Origin of the sequence: Enterobacter sp. S-33 (genome assembly GCF_028735835.1) — a bacterium.
Lineage (GTDB): Bacteria > Pseudomonadota > Gammaproteobacteria > Enterobacterales > Enterobacteriaceae > Enterobacter > Enterobacter vonholyi.
Map to the genome: position 1 here is coordinate 4122875 of NZ_CP117838.1, position 16068 is coordinate 4138942.

At 54.2% G+C, this 16068-nt stretch carries 18 protein-coding genes; 7 read left to right on the forward strand and 11 right to left on the reverse strand.

What is annotated here, in order from left to right; genetic code table 11:
* Nucleotides 1-11: 11 nt before the first annotated feature.
* From sspB to zapE, 5 genes are all read right to left on the reverse strand, one after another.
* Complete coding sequence (gene sspB, locus PUP35_RS19560; protein ID WP_115876392.1) at nucleotides 12-509, reverse strand: ClpXP protease specificity-enhancing factor; 498 nt, start codon at nucleotides 507-509, stop codon at nucleotides 12-14.
* A 5-nt stretch (nucleotides 510-514) separates the two neighbouring features.
* The gene (gene sspA, locus PUP35_RS19565; protein ID WP_014885418.1) at nucleotides 515-1153 is read right to left on the reverse strand and encodes a stringent starvation protein SspA; all 639 of its coding nucleotides are present in this window, start codon (nucleotides 1151-1153) and stop codon (nucleotides 515-517) included.
* Between the two features lie 308 nt (nucleotides 1154-1461).
* On the reverse strand, nucleotides 1462-1854 hold the full coding sequence (rpsI, locus tag PUP35_RS19570) for a 30S ribosomal protein S9 (RefSeq protein WP_003860436.1): 393 nt from the start codon (nucleotides 1852-1854) through the stop codon (nucleotides 1462-1464).
* A 15-nt stretch (nucleotides 1855-1869) separates the two neighbouring features.
* On the reverse strand, nucleotides 1870-2298 hold the full coding sequence (gene rplM / locus PUP35_RS19575) for a 50S ribosomal protein L13 (protein WP_003860434.1): 429 nt from the start codon (nucleotides 2296-2298) through the stop codon (nucleotides 1870-1872).
* A gap of 302 nt (nucleotides 2299-2600) precedes the next feature.
* The gene (zapE, locus tag PUP35_RS19580; protein ID WP_271369472.1) at nucleotides 2601-3725 is read right to left on the reverse strand and encodes a cell division protein ZapE; all 1125 of its coding nucleotides are present in this window, start codon (nucleotides 3723-3725) and stop codon (nucleotides 2601-2603) included.
* Nucleotides 3726-3914: 189 nt separating this feature from the next.
* On the opposite strand from zapE, the gene zapG reads away from it, so the two are divergent.
* The 3 genes from zapG (at nucleotide 3915) to degS (ending at nucleotide 7011) form a co-directional block, all read left to right on the forward strand.
* Complete coding sequence (zapG, locus tag PUP35_RS19585; RefSeq protein ID WP_008502832.1) at nucleotides 3915-4313, forward strand: Z-ring associated protein ZapG; 399 nt, start codon at nucleotides 3915-3917, stop codon at nucleotides 4311-4313.
* Nucleotides 4314-4484: 171 nt separating this feature from the next.
* Complete coding sequence (gene degQ / locus PUP35_RS19590; RefSeq protein WP_115876365.1) at nucleotides 4485-5852, forward strand: serine endoprotease DegQ; 1368 nt, start codon at nucleotides 4485-4487, stop codon at nucleotides 5850-5852.
* A gap of 91 nt (nucleotides 5853-5943) precedes the next feature.
* A complete protein-coding gene (degS, locus tag PUP35_RS19595) occupies nucleotides 5944-7011 on the forward strand; it encodes an outer membrane-stress sensor serine endopeptidase DegS (RefSeq protein WP_111964987.1) in 1068 nt (355 codons plus the stop codon).
* A 55-nt stretch (nucleotides 7012-7066) separates the two neighbouring features.
* On the opposite strand, the gene mdh is transcribed toward degS, so the two are convergent.
* The gene (gene mdh / locus PUP35_RS19600) at nucleotides 7067-8005 is read right to left on the reverse strand and encodes a malate dehydrogenase (protein ID WP_008502835.1); all 939 of its coding nucleotides are present in this window, start codon (nucleotides 8003-8005) and stop codon (nucleotides 7067-7069) included.
* A gap of 397 nt (nucleotides 8006-8402) precedes the next feature.
* On the opposite strand from mdh, the gene argR reads away from it, so the two are divergent.
* From argR to yhcN (PUP35_RS19615), 3 genes are all read left to right on the forward strand, one after another.
* The gene (gene argR / locus PUP35_RS19605; protein WP_023309388.1) at nucleotides 8403-8873 is read left to right on the forward strand and encodes a transcriptional regulator ArgR; all 471 of its coding nucleotides are present in this window, start codon (nucleotides 8403-8405) and stop codon (nucleotides 8871-8873) included.
* Nucleotides 8874-9248: 375 nt separating this feature from the next.
* The gene (gene yhcN / locus PUP35_RS19610) at nucleotides 9249-9512 is read left to right on the forward strand and encodes a peroxide/acid stress response protein YhcN (protein ID WP_023309389.1); all 264 of its coding nucleotides are present in this window, start codon (nucleotides 9249-9251) and stop codon (nucleotides 9510-9512) included.
* A gap of 110 nt (nucleotides 9513-9622) precedes the next feature.
* Nucleotides 9623-9889, forward strand: coding sequence for a peroxide/acid stress response protein YhcN (gene yhcN / locus PUP35_RS19615; protein WP_032659672.1), 267 nt, complete (start codon nucleotides 9623-9625; stop codon nucleotides 9887-9889).
* Between the two features lie 61 nt (nucleotides 9890-9950).
* Here the strand turns inward: yhcN (PUP35_RS19615) and PUP35_RS19620 are convergent, their stop codons facing one another.
* The 5 genes from PUP35_RS19620 to aaeX all read right to left on the reverse strand — a co-directional run bounded on the left by PUP35_RS19620 (nucleotide 9951) and on the right by aaeX (nucleotide 14930).
* Nucleotides 9951-10223: a barstar family protein gene (locus PUP35_RS19620; protein ID WP_008502839.1), complete on the reverse strand. Its 273-nt coding sequence runs from the start codon at nucleotides 10221-10223 to the stop codon at nucleotides 9951-9953.
* Nucleotides 10224-10268: 45 nt separating this feature from the next.
* Entirely contained in the window at nucleotides 10269-11723 is a 1455-nt protein-coding gene (locus tag PUP35_RS19625) for an NAD-dependent succinate-semialdehyde dehydrogenase (protein ID WP_133295220.1), read from the reverse strand.
* Between the two features lie 90 nt (nucleotides 11724-11813).
* Complete coding sequence (aaeB, locus tag PUP35_RS19630) at nucleotides 11814-13781, reverse strand: p-hydroxybenzoic acid efflux pump subunit AaeB (protein WP_274241000.1); 1968 nt, start codon at nucleotides 13779-13781, stop codon at nucleotides 11814-11816.
* Nucleotides 13782-13786: 5 nt separating this feature from the next.
* Nucleotides 13787-14719, reverse strand: coding sequence for a p-hydroxybenzoic acid efflux pump subunit AaeA (gene aaeA, locus PUP35_RS19635; protein WP_023309394.1), 933 nt, complete (start codon nucleotides 14717-14719; stop codon nucleotides 13787-13789).
* Between the two features lie 7 nt (nucleotides 14720-14726).
* Nucleotides 14727-14930, reverse strand: coding sequence for a p-hydroxybenzoic acid efflux pump operon protein AaeX (gene aaeX, locus PUP35_RS19640; protein WP_003860416.1), 204 nt, complete (start codon nucleotides 14928-14930; stop codon nucleotides 14727-14729).
* Nucleotides 14931-15110: 180 nt separating this feature from the next.
* On the opposite strand from aaeX, the gene aaeR reads away from it, so the two are divergent.
* Entirely contained in the window at nucleotides 15111-16037 is a 927-nt protein-coding gene (gene aaeR, locus PUP35_RS19645) for an HTH-type transcriptional activator AaeR (RefSeq protein WP_023616809.1), read from the forward strand.
* The last annotated feature ends 31 nt before the right edge of the window (nucleotides 16038-16068 follow it).

The following is a 16068-nucleotide window of genomic DNA, read 5'->3' on the forward strand; positions in this document are numbered from 1 at the left end:
GGCCTGTTTTTTTATTTCACGACGCGAAGAGCCGGACGACCACCGCGCGGAGGCGGATCGTCATCAGGGTCATTGTCATCGTGATGATCGGGTTTATCGCCATCGATAAGTGACATCACCGTGTCGCTTTCGCGCTCATCAGATGCATTCTCATCATTCAGGCTGGCAACCTCTTCATCATACGCCGCTTCCGGCTCGAACATAGTTCCCGCACCGTTTTCACGGGCGTAGATGGCCAGCACAGCGGCCAGCGGAACGGAAACCTGACGCGGCACGCCGCCAAAACGCGCGTTGAAGCGCACTTCATCGTTCGCCAGCTCCAGGTTACCCACCGCGCGCGGGGCGATGTTCAGTACGATCTGCCCGTCACGTGCGTATTCCATTGGAACCAGCACGCCCGGCAACGTCACATCCACAACCAGGTGCGGCGTGAGCTGGTTATCCAGCAGCCATTCATAGAAGGCGCGCAGCAGATAAGGACGGCGTGGGGTAAGTTGTGACATTTCCACAGTCATTAGCCTCGGCCGAGACGCATTTCACGTTCCGGTTCAGTTAAGGATGCCAGGAAAGAGTCGCGCTCAAAGACGCGAGTCATGTAGCCCTTCAGCTCTTTCGCGCCAGGACCGCTGAACTCTACGCCCAGGGTCGGCAGACGCCACAGCAGCGGTGCCAGGTAGCAATCCACCAGGCTGAACTCATCGCTCAGGAAGAACGGTTTCTGACCAAACACCGGGGCGATTGCCAGCAGCTCTTCACGCAGTTGCTTACGCGCAGCGTCAGCTTCAGAAGCGGAACCGCTGGTAATCACATTCATCAGCGAGTACCAGTCTTTTTCGATACGCTGCATGTACAGGCGGCTTTCACCACGCGCGACAGGGTAAACAGGCATCAGCGGCGGATGCGGGAAACGCTCATCCAGATATTCCATAATGATACGGGATTCCCACAGGGTCAGCTCGCGATCCACCAGCGTCGGTACGCTTTGGCTCGGGTTGAGATCGATCAGATCCTGAGGCGGGTTATCCTTTTCCACATGCTCGATCTCAAAACTGACACCCTTCTCGGCCAGCACGATACGAACCTGATGGCTATAAATGTCAGTAGGACCAGAAAACAGCGTCATTACCGAACGTTTGTTGGCAGCGACAGCCATGAAAACCTCCAGGTATATTCAGAATTTTTACTGCTACCAGCCCAACAGGGGCCAGCCAGATGTTGTATCGCCCATCCCAGAGAAAACACATTGTTCAATAATCGAACAAAAATCGAGTATTCACCGATATTTGGGCAGAAAATTGGATGATAGTTTACCAGATTTTGATGGCTTTGTGGTGAGGGGATTCTGGAAATGTGGAAAAAGAGAAGATATATGCATGGATATTGTGGATAACCTGCGCATTATCCATAAAAAAACCCGCCGAAGCGGGTTTTTCGCCAATCGTTCTGCGTAAGCAGAATGGATTAACGTTTGGAGAACTGTGGACGACGACGTGCTTTACGCAGACCCACTTTCTTACGTTCAACCTGACGCGCGTCACGAGTAACGAAGCCAGCTTTACGCAGTTCAGAACGCAGGGATTCGTCGTACTCCATCAGAGCGCGGGTGATACCGTGACGGATCGCACCTGCCTGACCGGAGATACCACCACCTTTAACGGTGATGTACAGATCCAGTTTTTCTACCATGTCAACCAGTTCCAGCGGCTGGCGAACTACCATGCGGGCAGTTTCGCGACCGAAGTATTGTTCCAGAGAACGCTGGTTGATTACGATTTTACCACTGCCCGGTTTGATGAAAACGCGAGCTGCGGAACTTTTGCGGCGACCAGTGCCGTAGTATTGATTTTCAGCCATTGCCTATAATCCCGATTAGATGTCAAGAACTTGCGGTTGCTGTGCCGCGTGGTTGTGCTCGTTGCCTGCGTAAACTTTCAGTTTACGGAACATAGCACGACCCAGCGGGCCTTTTGGCAGCATGCCTTTAACCGCGATTTCAATCACACGCTCAGGACGGCGGGCAATCATCTCTTCAAAGGTCGCTTCTTTGATACCACCGATGTGGCCGGTGTGGTGGTAGTACATTTTGTCAGTACGCTTGTTGCCGGTTACAGCAACTTTATCAGCGTTCAGAACGATGATGTAATCACCGGTATCAACGTGCGGAGTGTATTCCGCTTTATGCTTACCGCGCAGGCGACGAGCCAGTTCAGTAGCCAGACGGCCCAGAGTTTTACCGGTCGCGTCAACAACATACCAGTCGCGCTGTACGGTTTCTGGTTTAGCTGTAAAAGTTTTCATTAAAAGCTTACCCAAATAATAAGTTACACGTTGGTGAACACCCAAACGTTTAGTCAGTTGAGGTTCACACGACAAAGTCCGGCAAACCTACCCCTTCGAATAGCACATGCCGACACATAGAAAGTTTCGGGAAAAAAACCTTCTCGTAACGTGGGGTCGCAAGATTATAGAGAAGTTGAGGTCAAAGATCGACCCTTAAATGTGATTTGGAATGGGTTTTTCGGGGCCACGGAAAATGCCGGGTGGCGGCTGCGCCTTACCCGGCCTACAAGGCTCCCTTCTCAGGGAGAGGGTAGTATTTATTACGGCATATGCTCCAGCTTCAGGTACTCCTCGCTCTGCATCTCCTGCAGGCGAGACAGGCAGCGCTGGAACTCAAACTTCAGCCGCTCTCCCTGGTAAATCTCATATAAAGGTACCTCGGCGCTGACCACCAGCTTGACGTGGCGCTCATAAAACTCGTCCACCAGCGCAATGAAGCGTCGCGCCTCGCTCTCCATCAGCCGCGTCATCACCGGCACATCCAGCACCATCACGGTGTGGAACAGACGTGAAAGCGCAATGTAGTCGTGCTGGCTACGGGCATCCACGCAAAGCGTCGTAAAGGAGACCGCCAGCGTTTGGTTTTCGACGCCAAGGGTGGGGAGCGGGCGATGGTTAATCTCGAGTTCCGGGGCGTGCTCGCGCTTTGCTCCCGCCAGCGCCAGCCAAAGTTTATCCATCTCGCGGGTGGTATCGGCATTTAGCGGCGAAAGCCACAGGTGCGCCTGGGTCAGCGTGCGCAGACGATAATCGACACCGGCATCGACGTTCATAATGTCACAATGCTGTTTGATAGCGTCAATGGCGGGCAGGAAGCGTGCCCGCTGCAGGCCGTTGCGGTACAGATCGTCCGGCGGGATATTCGACGTGGCCACCAGCGTAATCCCGCGGGCAAATAACGCCTTCATCAGGCCGCCTAACAGCATGGCATCGGTGATGTCAGACACAAAAAACTCATCGAAGCAGAGTACGTCCGTTTCCACCTTGAACCGGTCGGCCACAATCTCCAGCGGATCGCTTTTACCCTGCAGTGCGGTCAGCTCTTCATGCACCCGCAGCATAAAGCGGTGGAAGTGCAGACGCTGTTTACGTGTACCCGGCAAGCTCTGGTAGAACATGTCCATCAGCCAGGTTTTTCCGCGACCGACCCCGCCCCACATGTATAAACCGCGCGCCGGCGCGTGAGCCTGTGGCGCTTTTTTACCGAGCAACCGCCCAAACGCCGCCTTTAGCCCGCCATTCTGTTCGGTTTCAGCGGGTTTTGCCGTGAGCTCCTGGTAAATCATCTCCAGACGGTTTACCGCCTCACGTTGAACGTCATCAGGCTGATGAGTGCCCTCGCTAAGGGCCAGTTGATATCGCGATGCAGGGGACAGGTTTTGCATAATCTTATTGTTATTCCTTCAATTAACGCTCACCAGCAGACGTGACTGATGAAAAAAAGGCCGTTCTACACTACGCGATGATACGTCAGGATTCCACTTCTGCAGAAATAGCGGTTATAGTGGCATTATCAGGCACAGGCAGGAGCCGAGCCAACACCCTACGGAACAACAAGACAACGGGAGAAGTTCATGACCTGGGAATATGCGCTAATCGGTTTAGTCGTCGGCATCGTCATCGGTGCTGTGGCCATGCGTTTCGGTAATCGCAAATTGCGTCAGCAGCAGTCACTGCAGTACGAACTGGAAAAGAACAAAGCCGAGCTGGAAGAGTATCGTGAAGAGCTGGTCAGCCATTTTGCCCGCAGCGCCGAGCTGCTGGACAACATGGCGACCGACTATCGTCAGCTGTATCAACATATGGCAAAAAGCTCCAGCAGCCTGCTGCCGGAAATGACCGCTGAAACCAACCCATTCCGCAACCGTCTGGCTGACTCTGAGGCCGGTAACGATCAGGCGCCCGTTCAGATGCCTCGCGACTATTCCGATGGCGCGTCCGGCCTGCTGCGCGGCGGTGTAAAACGCGATTAAGCACACAACCTGAATTTATTTTACGGGCGCAGCGATTGCGCCCGTCCTTTCTTCATGACCCCAGCTATCATTTAGTTAAACACCTCATTGTTCAGCGGTTTAAAATTCAATAACATCAACGTGTTTTTAGGGCCGTTTTTCCTTTATTCCAGGTTACGAGAGTCAACATCGATGAAGAAAAAAAACCAGCTGTTGAGCGCTATCGCGTTAAGTGTCGGGTTATCTCTCTCGGCGTCCGTCCCTGTATTCGCTGCTCTCCCCTCCCAGGTGCCTGGCCAGGCGGCCATTCCAAGCCTCGCGCCCATGCTGGAAAAAGTCTTGCCTGCGGTCGTCAGCGTTCAGGTTGAAGGCACGGCGGTACAAAGCCAACGCGTCCCTGAAGAACTGAAAAAATATTTTGGCGATGAGTCTCCCGACCAGCAGGCGCAGCCTTTTGAAGGCCTGGGCTCTGGCGTCATTATTGATGCAGCTAAAGGCTATATTCTGACTAACAACCATGTCATCAGCCAGGCCGATAAAATAAGCGTCCAGCTAAACGATGGCCGCGAATTTGATGCCAAACTGATTGGCGGCGATGACCAGAGCGACATCGCGCTGCTGCAGGTGCAAAACCCGAGCAATCTGACCCAGATTGCCATCGCGGATTCTGACAAACTGCGCGTCGGCGACTTTGCCGTCGCCGTGGGCAACCCCTTTGGCTTAGGGCAAACCGCCACCTCCGGGATCGTCTCCGCGCTGGGGCGTAGCGGCCTGAATCTGGAGGGGCTGGAAAACTTTATCCAGACCGACGCCTCAATCAACCGTGGAAACTCCGGCGGGGCATTGCTCAACCTTAGCGGCGAGCTGATTGGGATTAACACGGCGATTCTGGCCCCGGGCGGCGGCAGCATCGGGATCGGTTTTGCTATCCCCAGCAATATGGCCAAAACCCTGGCGCAGCAGCTGATCCAGTTCGGTGAAATCAAACGCGGGCTGCTGGGCATTAAAGGTATGGAGATGAGCGCTGATATCGCAAAAGCGTTCAACATCAATGTACAGCGCGGGGCGTTTGTCAGTGAAGTGCTGCCAAACTCCGGTTCCGCAAAAGCGGGAGTGAAATCGGGGGATGTGATCGTCAGCCTGAACGACAAACCGCTGAACAGCTTTGCAGAACTGCGTTCGCGGATTGCCACAACCGAACCTGGCGCCAAAGTGAAGCTGGGCCTGATACGTGACGGTAAGCCGCTTGACGTTGAAGTGACGCTGGATAAGAGCACCTCTTCCTCGGCCAGCGCGGAGCTTATTGCCCCGGCGCTGCAAGGGGCTACGTTGAGCGACGGGCAGCTGAAAGACGGTACGAAAGGCATTAGCATCGACACCGTCGAGAAGAGCAGCCCTGCCGCGCAGGCCGGATTGCATCAGGATGACGTGATCATCGGTGTAAACCGCAATCGCGTGCAGTCTATTGCCGAACTGCGCAAGGTGCTGGAAAGCAAACCGGCGGTTATTGCCCTGCAGGTCATGCGCGGCAATGAGTCTATCTATATTCTGTTGCGCTAAGCATTTGCGACCCGGACATCACCGCTGCGTGTGATGTCCGGATAACTCATGTTATGCTGCAAATCGTTCCTTTTTTAACGAAACGCGCATCATGCTTTCAAAGCTCTTACGTTCTATTGTCATCGGTTTGATTGTCGCTGGCCTGCTGCTGCTGGCGCTGCCGTCTTTACGTCAGTTCAATAAACTGTCTGCTCCCCAGTTTGATAGCACGGATGAAACGCCGGCCACCTATAACCAGGCCGTACGCCGAGCCGCACCCGCCGTAGTTAACGTCTATAACCGTGGCCTGAATAGCTCAGCCCACAACCAGCTGGAGATCCGCACCCTCGGCTCCGGCGTGATCATGGACGAGCGCGGCTACATTATTACTAACAAGCACGTGATAAACGATGCTGACCAGATCATCGTCGCCCTACAGGATGGCCGCGTGTTTGAGGCATTACTCGTTGGGTCTGACAGCCTGACCGATCTGGCCGTCCTGAAGATTAACGCCACGGGCGGTTTGCCGGTCATCCCGATCAACCGTAAACGTACCCCGCATATTGGTGATGTCGTCCTGGCGATTGGTAACCCTTACAACCTGGGCCAGACCATCACCCAGGGGATTATCAGCGCGACCGGTCGTATCGGCCTCAACCCATCCGGACGGCAGAATTTCCTGCAAACCGATGCCTCCATCAACCACGGTAACTCCGGCGGTGCGCTGGTCAACTCGCTGGGCGAACTGATGGGCATCAACACCCTCTCGTTCGACAAGAGTAACGACGGTGAGACGCCGGAAGGGATCGGCTTTGCCATTCCGTTCCAGCTGGCGACCAAAATTATGGATAAGCTGATCCGCGACGGACGCGTTATCCGCGGCTATATCGGTATCGGCGGGCGCGAAATTGCGCCGATGCATACCCAGGGCGGCGGAATCGATCAGATCCAGGGCATCGTGGTTAACGAGGTGGCGCCAGGGGGTCCGGCGGCCAACGCGGGAATTCAGGTAAACGATGTGATTGTGTCGGTCAACGGCACGCCGGCGGTCTCTGCGCTGGAGACGATGGATCAGGTGGCGGAAATTCGCCCGGGTTCTATCATCCCTGTTGAGGTCATGCGCAACGATAAGAAACTGACGCTGCACGTAACGATTCAGGAATACCCGGCAACAAACTGACAGGCATAAAAAAACGGAGCGATAAGCTCCGTTTTTTGCCGGGAGACGGTTCGTATTACTTGTTAACGAACTCTTCGCCCAGGGTGATATCTTTCTTCAGCGTATCCAGCATGCCTTCCATCGCGTGTTGTTCAAACGCGCTCAGGGTACCAATGGATTTACGCTCTTCGATACCGTTTTTACCCAGCAGCAGCGGCTGAGAGAAGAAGCGAGCGTGTTCGCCATCGCCTTCAACGTAAGCGCATTCAACAACGCCTTTCTCGCCCTGCAGAGCGCGAACCAGTGACAGACCGAAACGTGCAGCCGCCTGGCCCATAGACAGGGTTGCAGAACCGCCACCCGCCTTCGCTTCCACCACTTCGGTGCCCGCGTTCTGGATGCGTTTAGTCAGGTCAGCCACTTCCTGCTCGGTGAAGCTCACGCCAGGGATCTGCGACAGCAGAGGCAGGATGGTGACGCCAGAGTGACCGCCGATGACCGGAACTTCCACTTCTGTTGGCTGTTTGCCTTTCAGCTCAGCAACAAAGGTGTTGGAACGGATGATATCCAGCGTGGTTACGCCGAACAGTTTGTTTTTGTCGTAAACACCTGCTTTCTTCAGCACTTCTGCCGCGATAGCAACGGTGGTGTTCACCGGGTTAGTGATGATACCGATGCACGCTTTCGGGCACACTTCAGCAATCTGCTGCACCAGGTTTTTCACGATGCCCGCGTTGACATTGAAAAGGTCTGAACGATCCATGCCCGGCTTACGCGCTACGCCTGCAGAAATCAGCACCACGTCGGCACCCTGCAGTGCAGGACGTGCATCTTCACCGGAGAAGCCTTTGATTTTTACAGCAGTTGGGATGTGGCTCAGGTCAACCGCCACGCCTGGGGTTACCGGAGCAATATCGTACAGGGAGAGTTCTGAGCCTGAAGGCAGTTGGGTTTTCAGTAGTAGGGCAAGCGCCTGGCCGATACCACCAGCAGCGCCGAGGACTGCGACTTTCATCCTAAACTCCTTATTATGGTTAACTTAAGTATCTGTAAATCCGTTGCGGCGACCATAATTCAGCAAGTAAATAATTACAATTTTCGTAGCTAAAGAATTTGAGGTCACGCGACTTTATCTCTCACCAGAAAACTATCTGACGACAGAGGGCAACGCATTAAGAGGTGGTTACAATACACCCTGCCCCGCCACCAAAACAACATCATTTTGATAACATTTAATTTACTTTTAAGCTTATTTGCGCGGCGTGACCCAGGCATGTTTTCTGATAACGAAATCTGATAAAATCACTCCCTTTCATAACATTATTTCAGCCTGGCGCTGAGTAGATAATTTGCATAAAAATTCATCCACATGCATAATAATGTTGTTTCTATCGTCATATTCCGGGTGACTTATGCGAAGCTCGTCTAAGCAAGAAGAATTAGTTAAGGCGTTTAAGGCGCTACTTAAAGAAGAGAAATTCAGTTCTCAGGGAGAAATTGTTCAGGCGCTGCAGGAACAAGGCTTCGATAATATCAATCAGTCGAAAGTCTCCCGCATGTTAACGAAATTTGGCGCGGTGCGTACCCGTAACGCCAAGATGGAGATGGTCTATTGCCTGCCAGCAGAACTTGGCGTGCCGACCACCTCCAGCCCGCTCAAAAATCTGGTTCTGGATATCGATCATAACGACGCCGTAGTGGTGATCCACACAAGCCCCGGCGCCGCACAGCTGATTGCCCGCATGCTGGACTCGCTGGGTAAAACGGAGGGTATCCTCGGGACTATCGCCGGCGATGACACCATCTTTACCACACCGGCTAGCGGTTTTTCCGTGAAAGATCTCCACGAAGCGATTCTGGTTCTGTTCGAACAGGAACTCTAATCCCCTCTCCCCGTAGCGCCGCTGCGGGGATCGTTCTGCTTCCGCTGCGTTCTCCCCTCTTTTCTACTGCCCTTCACTTTGACAAATAGTGCTTTTTACCACTCATTAACATTCACATGGTGAATGCTAAATCAAAGAATCGCACAAAAAATCAAAAGTTGATATCCATATGATTTCATTAGCTATCACCAACAAAAACGTGCAAAAAACACCCAATATTATGCAATTTGGTTATAAAAAAAGGACTGGTTAACACGTAATAACAATAGAAACCATTAGTCTGGTATTAATTTTTACCGTTATTAGTGTATACTTGATTTTGTGATGAGGGTCACGAAACAAGACCCCACTAAAAAATTCGACGAGGTAAGAATCATGAAAATCAAATCAACTGTAGCGGCTCTGAGCGTCCTGTCTGTCCTGTCATTCGGTGCTTTCGCGGCTGACTCTATTAATGCTGACCAGGCGCAATCCCGTCAGGCCATCGGTACGGTTTCTGTCGGCGCGGTCGGCACATCGCCAATGGACATGCATGAGATGCTGAACAAAAAAGCGGAAGAACAGGGTGCATCATCCTATCGCATCATCGAAGCGCGTTCTGGCGACCACTGGCACGCCACCGCTGAGCTCTACAAATAAGTTTTAGTAATAGCTGAAAACGTAAATCTCCACTCAACGGCACCAGGCATAAAAATAGCGGTTCAACCCTTCTCGCCGTTGAGTAAAAACCCTTTTCAGGAGTAAAGACTATGAAAACCAAATTGATCATCGCAACCCTCGGTCTGGCATCCGTTCTCTCTTTCGGCGCAAGTGCAGCCGTACAGCAGGTGAATGCCGACCAGGCACAAAATCTACAGCGTATGGGCAGCGTCTCCGTGACGTCTGTCACTGGCTCACCGATGGATATCCGTCACGAACTGGCCGCCAAAGCTGAAAAAGCAGGTGCCAGCAGCTATCGCGTCACCGAACTGAATCAGGGTGACCACTGGCATGCAACTGCAGAACTGTATAAATAAACCCTCGTCGTATCTCATCATACGACTTGCCCCTGGCCTCATGGTCAGGGGCTTTTTTCATTCAGTGCCGCGCGTTGAAGCGCAACTGCCCTTCAAGCTCTTCTTCCGCTTCATCGAACAGCAATATCAGCGCGCCAAAACGTCTTCGCAGCTTATCGGGCAAATGGATAAACTCAATCTCCAGCGGGAGCGGCAACAGACTGCCGGTGACCACGTCCCAAAGCGTATCCAGATTCGTCACGCTTTCCCTTTCAAGATCAAACACCCGGATAAATTCCCGGTAGAAGTCTTCCTGACTGTCGATCTCGTCAAAATCAAACGTATAGGTTTTCATTGCCAGCCACCCAGTCCAGGCGAGCGGCAGCTGCCGCCCTGTCTATTATAATCCCCCAATATGCAGGGTTTTAACTTCCAGATACTCTTCCAGTCCCAGCACGGAGCCTTCTCGTCCAAGACCTGACTCTTTTACGCCGCCAAAAGGCCCGAGCTCCGTGGAGACGGCGCACTCGTTAATGCCAATCATCCCGCTCTCGATGGCCTGTGAAACGCGGAAGACCCGTGAGAGATTCTGGGTATAAAAGTAAGCCGCCAGCCCATAAGGCGTATTGTTGGCGCGCTGGATGACCTCATCCTCCGAGGTGAAACGAAAGCACGCCGCCACCGGGCCAAACGTCTCTTCTTCTGCCAGCTTCATGCCTTCATGGCAGTCGCCCAATACGGTTGGCATCCAGAAATTCCCGCCAAGCGGATGGGGCTTACCTCCTGCCAGTACGGTTGCGCCCCGGGCAACGGCGTCGTCGACATGCTCACGCACTTTGTTCACCGCAGAAGGTTCAATCAGCGGCCCGACGACCACCCCCTCCTCAAGACCATTACCCACCTTCAGCGCATTCACGGCATCGGCGAGTTTATTCACAAATTTGTCGTAGACGGTTTCCTGAATATAAAAACGGTTCACGCTGACGCAGACCTGCCCGGCATTGCGAAACTTGTTGGCGATCGCGCCCTTAACCGCTGCGTCGATGTCCGCATCCTCAAAAACGATATACGGGGCATTTCCGCCCAGCTCCATCGAGACTTTCTTCATGGTTTCGGCTGCGTTACGCACCAGCGTTTTGCCGACGGAGGTTGAGCCGGTAAAGGAGATCTTACGCACGTCGCGACTTGCCATAATCGCATCGCTGATTTCATGCGTATTCCCGGCAACGGCGTTGAGAACGCCATCGGGCACACCCGCCTGTTTAGCCAATGTAAGCAGCGCAAAGGCGCTGAGCGGCGTGTTATTGGCCGGTTTAATTACCCCGGTACATCCTGCCGCCAGCGCCGGGCCTAACTTGCGGGTAAGCATGGCCATCGGGAAGTTCCACGGCGTTATCGCCGCGACCACGCCTACAGGTTCACGGGTCGCCAGAATGCGCGAGCCGGGTTTGATCGGTGGAATAATTTCACCGTTCGCGCGTTTAGCCTCTTCGGCAAACCACTGGATAAAGCTGGCGGCGTACTCCACTTCGCCCTCCGCTTCTTTCAGGGGTTTGCCCTGTTCGGTGGTCATTAACCGCCCGAGCCAGCTTTTATTCTCAATAATCAATTCATACCAGCGGTAGAGAATCGCCGAGCGTTCTTTCGCGGTTTTGGCACGCCATGCCGGGAAGGCTTTGGTAGCCGCTGCGATAGCCTCTTCGGTTTGTGATTTACCCGCTTTGGCAACTTTCGCGATGACTTCCCCGGTAGCGGGGTTAAACACATCGAAGGTCGTATCCAGCGTTTTCCAGATTCCGTTGACCAGATAGCCGGTCTGAAAAAGGATGTGGTCCTGAAGCGCCTGGGTCGTCATGTGTCCTCCCTTTCTGAAATGTAAGAACGTGCTGGAATAAGTATAGCCACAAAAAAACCGACGCTTTTGGCGTCGGTTTTTTTACTTCAGTCAGCTATCAGTGAGGGCATTCTGGTAACGATGCAGCATAAACACTAGCCTTCCTACCGGCTCGGTCACCTGAGGCGGCGCTTCCCAGTGCTTGAGCTTTTCCTGATAGACATCGAGCTCTTCAAGCAGCTGCGTAAAGTAACGACGCCGTTTGTCATCGCTGCCGGCGGAAAGCACATGATCGGCGGTACGACGTAACTGGCGGTGGAAGGCCGACAGATCGTCGTTGATCGGCACGGGCGCGTTACGCAAACGCTGGTGCGCGATGATCAGGGTTAACGCCAGGCGGAATTTCGCGATGTCGCCCGGGAACTTGTTCAGCAGTAAAAACAGCTGCTGGTAGAGCGCGGGAAGGTGGTTCTCTTTACGGCGCGCGGTATTGGTTGTCAAAGACGACACGGCAGCCGACACGAACTGGTTCAATAGCACGCGGCCCGTTCTTGCCTGCGAGTTATCCCGCACCAGCAGTATCACCATCATGGCCAGGAAACAGCCCACCAGCTGACCTAACGCACTGTCCAGGAACTGGCTGAAATGGAAGGTCATCGGGTTATCGAGCACGATGATGTTAATCGTACTCGCCAGCGCACCCAGCGATCCCAGGCGCCGCTTTTGCACTTCAATGCCGATAAAGAACGCCATTACCGCCAGGCTAATACAGAGCAGCAGCATGCTCTGCTGCGTCGACGGGATGATGACCAGGAAATAGAACGCGCCTATCGGCAGGGCGGCAATGGCGCCGTACAGGAAATCGATGGCGACCATACGCGGATTAGGCAGACGCATCGCCAGTGCGGTAACGACGGCAATCATCACCATCGCGCCGTTGCCGGACGTCCAGCCCGTCCACAGCCAGAACAACGTGCCGAGCATACAGGCAAGCGTCGTACGCCAGAAGTTGACCATCGCGTGATGGCGCTCGGCGGATTCCGCCTTGATCACCACTTCGCCCTGCAGTACCTCTTCTTCTGCCGCGCTGATTTTGGTGTTACCAATCACGCCGCGTTTCAGCAGCAGGTAGCGCGTCGCAGCGCCGACCCAGGTGTAGATCGTTACCGGCGTGTCGCGCTCCCCGGTCCAGGCAATCACCCGGCGCATACGCTTAAGCTGCTTATGCACGTCCTGCACGGTTTCCACCGGCTCGGCGAACAGTTCGCGGAACGTATCGGTGACCGCTTCCGGCCGGGTGTTCTGAATCAGATAGGTTTCACATGCCTGGGTAATCAGCGTCAGAGAGACAGTATTGAGGGCTTTAAGGCGACGATTTGCGCGGGCCCAGCGCGAGGACTCCATATTGAGGTTGCTGCGCATCCCCTCCAGCGCCTGCGTGCGGCGAACCAGCCCGCTCCAGGCTTTATCCACCTCTTCGCTGTCACCGTGCTTAATGCAGAGCTGCATCAGCTGGTACTGGGCGACAATCAGCGCGTCAAGCTCACGGTCGACTTCTTGCTTGATGGAGCGCGGAGAGAACAGCAGATCCGCGACAATCGCACTCACGATACCAATGACAATCTCGCTGCAGCGCTCAACTGCAAACTGCGGAGCCAGCAGCGGCTCGGACTGGATGGTGATGATAATAATCAGCGCGGTATAGCCCGCCAGCCCCCAAGCGTAGGAGTTCTCCACTTTCACCAGAGACGAGATCCAGGTGCAAAAACCCGCCCAGATACAGCACACCATCAGCATCAGCAATGGCGTGCGGATCATCAGAATAATAATGGTGAGCGCCGCGAAACAGCCGATAAACGTCCCGATGATACGCAGCATCCCGCGATAGCGGATCGCGCCTGAATAGGGTTCCCCACCCGCGGCAAAGGCTGGACCCGCCGCGACAATAGCAGCCGTCAGCACTGCCCAGCGAGGGGTTTCAAGCTGGAAGTGGAAGCCAACAAACAGCGCCAGGACAATGGCACACGCCAGCTTCACGGCGAAGCGAATGTGCTGGCTGGCGATGGAAAAGATGCCCATAGCGATTAACCAAACTCGCGCAGGCGGTGGGCGATTTTACGGAAGAACGAGTCCTGGCTGGCATCCCGATCTTTTTCACCGGTAATCACCACCGTCGCCGTGGTACCCGCAGGCCACAGATTGCCCTGCTGTTCGTCCAGGTGGATACGGACCGGCACGCGCTGGGCCAGACGCACCCACTCGAGGTTGGAATCCACCGTTGCCATCCCTTTGGCATCGTTCGAACTGCTGGAGTTAGTCACCCCTGCGGCGACGCTGTCGACAGTTCCTTTAAAGACGCGATTGCTGCCCAGCGGCGTAATTTCTGCCCGGTAGCCCGGGCGTACGCCTTCCAGCTTGGTCTCTTCCATATAGGCGAGTACGTAGAAGGAGTTCTGTTTCACCAGCGCCACGGCGGTTGAGCCACGGGTAATGAATTCCCCGGCATAGACGTTAAGGTTGGTCACCCAGCCATCGGACGGCGCGCGGATCACGGTACGCTCGAGATCGAGCTTCGCCAGATCGCGCGTTGCCTGCGCTTTCGCCAGCTGGTGCAGCACGGTTTGCAGCACGTTGTTGGACTGGTCAATCTCTTCACGGGACATTGCCTGTACGCCCAGCTGATTACGGCGGCCTGCCTCGCGGCGTTTCTCCGCAGCGAGCGCCTGATAATAGGCCACGTCCGCTTCTGCCTCTTCCAGCGCTTTCTGGTAACGAGGCTGGTCGATGGTGAACAGAACCTGATCTTTTTTCACCAGCTGGTTATCGTGAACGTTGACCGCCGTGATAAGACCGGCCACGTCAGGAGCGATTGCCACCACATCGGCGCTGAAGCGTGCATCACGCGTCCACGGTGATTCGGTGTAATAAACCCAGGCGCGGAAAATAGCGATGAAGGCGAGGATAACCAGCGCCATGGTGATGGCAGTGCGGGAGATTTTTCTTGTTAGCGTTTTCACATCAACCTCAGACAAACATGCGCGATATCAGGTAAAACAGGCAGCAATACAGCGCGGTATTGAACAATGCAGGGTGCCAGACGAAATCGTAGATCCCGGTAGGGACCAGCACCTTGCGCACCAGCCAGAAGATCGCCAGTGATAAAAGAAGCTCGAAAAATATCGGTGGGAAGGACAGACCGAACACCACGATAACGGGAAACAGACTCATGTTGACCTTGATTAGAGAGAGTGCAGGCTTCAGAATTTTTTTAGCGCACGCCATCGCAGGAGAGCAAGAAACGCCGGGCGAGAATGGCGCAGCCGTTATGTAATAAATAATATATTAACGTAACTGTTATGCTGTTATCTATAATATGTGATCTAAATCACTTTTAAGCCAGAGTGAACAATGGAACGTTTAAAACGCATGTCGGTCTTCGCCAAAGTGGTTGAACTGGGCTCCTTTACCGCCGCTGCACGCCAGCTTCAGATGAGCGTCTCATCCATCAGCCAGACGGTGTCCAAACTGGAAGATGAGCTTCAGGTCAAGCTGCTCAACCGCAGCACCCGCAGCATTGGCCTGACGGAAGCGGGCAAAATTTACTATCAGGGCTGTCGCCGTATGCTGCTGGAAGTGCAGGATGTTCACGAACAGCTCTACGCCTTCAACAACACCCCCATCGGCACGCTGCGCATCGGGTGTTCTTCAACTATGGCACAAAATGTTCTCGCTGCCATGACGGCGGATATGCTGAAAGAGTATCCCGGGCTTACCGTTAATCTGGTGACGGGTATCCCGGCACCGGACCTGATTGCCGACGGTCTGGACGTGGTGATCCGCGTCGGCGCGCTGCAGGATTCCAGCCTGTTCTCGCGTCGGCTGGGCAGCATGCCGATGGTCGTCTGCGCTTCGAAGAGCTATCTGGCCCAGTACGGTGTTCCGGAGAAACCCGCCGATCTCACCAACCACTCGTGGCTGGAATACAGCGTGCGGCCCGACAATGAATTTGAGCTGATTGCCCCGGAAGGGATCTCCACCAAACTGCTGCCGGAAGGGCGATTTGTCACTAACGATCCGATGACCATTTCGCGCTGGCTGGTGGCCGGCGCCGGGATTGCCTACGTGCCGTTAATGTGGGTCATCAACGAGATCAACAGCGGCGTGCTTGAGATCCTCTTCCCGCGCTACCAGTCCGATCCTCGTCCGGTGTACGCCCTGTATACCGAAAAAGACAAACTCCCGCTCAAGGTGCAGGTGTGTATTAACTATCTGACCGAGTATTTTGTTGACGTAGCAGAGCTGTTTCAGGGGATGCGGGGAAGAAGGAAAGAATAGGTTTTGTAATTCAAGACACCTCTCCCGGTTT